Annotated in this window: 3 protein-coding genes; 1 reads left to right on the plus strand and 2 read right to left on the minus strand. The window is 37.3% G+C overall.

What is annotated here, in order from left to right; all coding sequences use genetic code 11:
* Positions 1–441: 441 nt before the first annotated feature.
* Both DDZ16_RS20440 and DDZ16_RS20450 read right to left on the minus strand, forming a co-directional pair.
* Positions 442–1,770, minus strand: a complete 1,329-nt coding sequence (locus DDZ16_RS20440; protein ID WP_109266344.1) for an ATP-binding protein — start codon at positions 1,768–1,770, stop codon at positions 442–444.
* Positions 1,771–2,133: 363 nt separating this feature from the next.
* Positions 2,134–3,456 (minus strand): ATP-binding protein, encoded by a 1,323-nt coding sequence (locus DDZ16_RS20450; RefSeq protein WP_109266346.1) that lies wholly within the window; start codon positions 3,454–3,456, stop codon positions 2,134–2,136.
* Between the two features lie 39 nt (positions 3,457–3,495).
* Between DDZ16_RS20450 and DDZ16_RS20820 the strand changes: the two genes are divergently transcribed.
* The gene (locus DDZ16_RS20820) at positions 3,496–3,660 is read left to right on the plus strand and encodes a hypothetical protein (RefSeq protein ID WP_158275726.1); all 165 of its coding nucleotides are present in this window, start codon (positions 3,496–3,498) and stop codon (positions 3,658–3,660) included.
* Positions 3,661–3,791: the final 131 nt, after the last annotated feature.

Below are 3,791 nucleotides of genomic sequence, written 5' to 3' on the forward strand. Positions count from 1 at the left end.
GGAGCTTCAACCCGCAGTGGCTGCACCACACGCCAGTTGTCCCGGTAGGATACTATTGGAAGAACAATAGGTTTTATCAAGGCCATTGCCTTGTAAAACAATTATATAGAGCGACATCGTGTCGCAACAACGTCCCGGCTATATGCGCCTGGACGTGGCTTTCAGACCAGCTATGGATTTATCAGCTTGAAAGCATGGGAGAGAGTAAAACGAAACCCTCAATATGTTGTGAAAGCCACGGCTGGCGAATATAGCTTTGTTGCCGTTTCGTGTTTTATTATCATCAGTTCGTGTGTTTGGGCTTGGAAGCTTATTGGATGGTTTCGGTTGTGCGTTAGATTGTGTGACCAGCCAATGTGCTTGCATGCGAAGGGGGGGAGCTAATCTGGGATTCTTTCTTTTTGAGTCATTCTTGAGCCAATTATGAGCCAATTGAGCCAATTATGAGCCAATTAATTTGTAAAGAGTTCCAGCGCCAACATCTCCAATCCTTTCCACCATATTGAATTTTTCAACTAATTCAGCTAAGTCTCTTGTAGCCGTTGCCTTGGAGACTTTACACAGTTCCTGATATGTTTTATTTGATATTGTTCCGTTCTCTTTAAGGAATTCAATTGCCGTTAATTGACGTTGATTTAGGTCTTTTGAAATAGGACCTTTTTCCTTAATTGCGTTTTTTTGAAGTGTAATACTTATTCCTCCTGATGTACTTTCAATAATTGGCTCAGGAAGTCCTGCTTTTTTAAATTCATTTAGAATTTTAATTGTTCCACGGCCCCATGCTTCAATTAATCCTCCCTTAAAAAATGTTCCTGCAAGAATTGGATTATGGGGGCGAGAAGAGTGTTTCTTCTTTAAATCTTCGATGGATAAATCATTAGGAAGTGAGCCTTCATTCCAGACTATTAGTTTATCGTCATAAACGCTAATTTGTATTGGTGCCCCCATATAGTCCCGGTGCACTATTGCATTGAGAATCACTTCACGGATTGCTTCGTAAGGGTATTCCCATTTTTCTACACGCTGTAATCCTTGATAAGAAATGGGGGAGACCAGAAATTTTTTGTCAAGAATGTCAAGTGTTTTATCAGCTAATTGATATGCATTTCCTTCCACTACTTCTTGAAAACGAAGGTCGTCATCAGTTTGTCCAAATCGCCCAATTTTTACGTAGGCATTAATGTAGAAACGACAGGGGCTTTTGCCGAAGAGCAATATTGCAGAACGCTTTAATTGGCCGTTTTCAAGAAGTAGAAGATTATCTAAGATGGTTTCAATGTCATTTTCTTCTTCAATGAAAGGCATTCTTTTACTTGAAGTTGCTCCTTTTTTGAATGCTTCAATTGCAGATGTATCGATATCATTAAAATTTGCTCTTGGTTCTATAACATCATCCCAGGTTTTACCAGCCTTTTTTAATAAAAATTCGTTTAGAGCAGTGCCTTTAAGTTCTTGTTTGGTGCTTCCGCTCCGATAATGATATTTTCCCTGATATGAAATAGGCACATCGTAGGGTTTTACATCAATTTCAATATATTTTTTGTCTTCGTACTCCATTAAATCAACATCGCAAATAATTCCCAATTGGTTTTGGATTTTATTGGGAATGTCATCCATTAGCTTTTTGAATTTGTCAACGCCGATGATTTCTCCTTTGTCATTTTTGCCAATTATAATTTTTCCACCTTTAGCATTTGCAAACCCGCAAATCCATTTAAGGTATTCATCCCGCCAACTTTCTTTCCATTCTATGTTTTGATTTTCAGGCATGTATTTTTCAATTTTCTTTTAGCTTTTACAAATATATGTAAACTTGCGGAACGGCAAGAAATTGCTCTTTTGCAAGCTGAAGTTTTGGCCTGTGGCGGTTGGGCTTGCAAATGTGCAATTTGTGCGGTGGCCTAGTGTTTCATTCGTTACATGAACGGCAACGTCCCGGCTATATGCGCCTGGACGTGGCTTTCAGACCAGCTATGGATTTATCAGCTTGAAAGCATGGGAGAGAGTAATACGAAACCCTCAATATGCTGTGGATGCCACGGCTGGCGTATGATAGCTTTGTTGCCGTTTCGTTGTTTCTTTCTTCGTTATGTTTTCTTTTTTTAATCTTTTCTCATGGTGCAATTGGTGCAATTAATGGTGCAATTCATAAAAAGAACCAGCACCTTTTATGCTAGAGGCTTTTAACAATCCTTTATCTACCAAATCTGTTAAATCTCTGCTTGCTGTATTTCGGGAAACTTTAAAAATGGTCTGGTAATCACTATTTGTTATTTTCCCTTTATTCTTGAGATGTTCAATAGCATTTATTTGTCTTTCATTTAAACCTAAAGTTTTCAAATATTCGGGATTCAGATTTTCCTTTCTAAATTCCACCCAAAATCCTGACATATCGTAAAAATAGATTGGTTTTGGGATGCCAAAATTGACGCATTCATTAATCATTTTAATTGTTCCACGGCCCCAAGATTCGATATATCCACTTCTAAAAAGAGCGTTTGCAATGTCTGGATTAAAAGGTTTTGATGGGTGTTTCGTTAACAGCTTTTCAATAGTCCAGTTGTCTGGTAGTTTTCCCTCATTCCAGAAAATGATTTTATCTTGGTAGACGCTAATTTGAATTGGAACACCTTCTGAGTAATCTTTATGTGATACCGAGTTAAGAAGAGCTTCGCGTACTGCGTCTTTTGGATATTCATATTTCTCAACCCGATTTAATCCTTCATAACTGATTGACGAATTGATATATTTGGAGAAGAGCAAATCCATAGTCTTTTCAACTTGCTCAAAAATATTTCCGTGAACTTCATCCTGGAACTTTAAATTTTCATCGGACAAAAAGTATCCAATCTTGATGTATGCTCCGGTTACAAATTTTTCTGGATTTGAGTGAAAAAGAAGTATTGCAGCTCTTTTTATATAGTCATTTTCTTTAAGTTGCAAATTTTCAATTAAATGGTCATTTGTATCTGATAGAACATCTTCGTCAATTCGTTGTGCTTTTACCGCTTTTTTGCGAAAAAAATCAAATGTTTCTGATTTTAAGTCTTGGGTAGAGATGTTGGGAACTGGTACTCCATCCCAGCGTTTTCCCTTTTTTTGAAGCATAAATTTGTCAAGTGCAGCTCCTTTTAATTCTTGTTTGGTGCTGCCACTTCGATAATGATATTGTCCTTTGTAATTGACTGGATATGGATAAGCTTCTACGTTAATTTCAATATAATTACCATCTGGGGTTTCATGTAAGTTAACATCTACGAGAATTCCTAATATATCTCTTACTTTATTGGGAATATCCTCAAGTAGCTTTTTAGGATTTTTTACTCCAACAATATTGCCGTTGTCATCTTTTCCGATTACTATTTTTCCGCCGTCTGCATTTGCAAAACCACAAATCCATTTTAAATATTCATCTCTCCAAGATTCTTTCCATTCGATATTTTGGTTCTCCGGCATATTAATTCTTTTGTTTTTAGCTTTTCAAATATAGCTAAAATGAATGTTCTTGGGGTATGTTCTCCTTACAATGAACGGCAACGTCCCGGCTATATGCGCCTGGGCGTGGTTTCAGACCAGCTATGGATTTATCAGCTTGAACGCATGGTTTTGGGAAATACAAAACCGTCAATATGCTATGGATGCCACGACTGGCGTATATAGCTCCGTTGAACTAAACCCGTTTTCAACGGGAGCTTACCATCATAAAACTAAGAAATCTTCCTAAATAAACCGATTTTTCGGCCTCAAACAATTAAAAACAATTTAGTTATGAGTCGAAAATCGTATTTAGA

Origin of the sequence: Marinilabilia rubra (assembly GCF_003121985.1) — a bacterium.
In the GTDB taxonomy this organism is placed as follows: Bacteria; Bacteroidota; Bacteroidia; order Bacteroidales; family Marinilabiliaceae; genus Marinilabilia; species Marinilabilia rubra.

What these genes read in the sequence shown, in the direction of transcription:
- DDZ16_RS20440 (WP_109266344.1), bottom strand. Translation starts at nt 1,770, where the DNA reads ATGCCTGAAAATCAAAACATAGAATGGAAAGAAAGTTGGCGGGATGAA.
- DDZ16_RS20450 (WP_109266346.1), bottom strand. Translation starts at nt 3,456, where the DNA reads ATGCCGGAGAACCAAAATATCGAATGGAAAGAATCTTGGAGAGATGAA.
- DDZ16_RS20820 (WP_158275726.1), top strand. Translation starts at nt 3,496, where the DNA reads ATGAATGTTCTTGGGGTATGTTCTCCTTACAATGAACGGCAACGTCCC.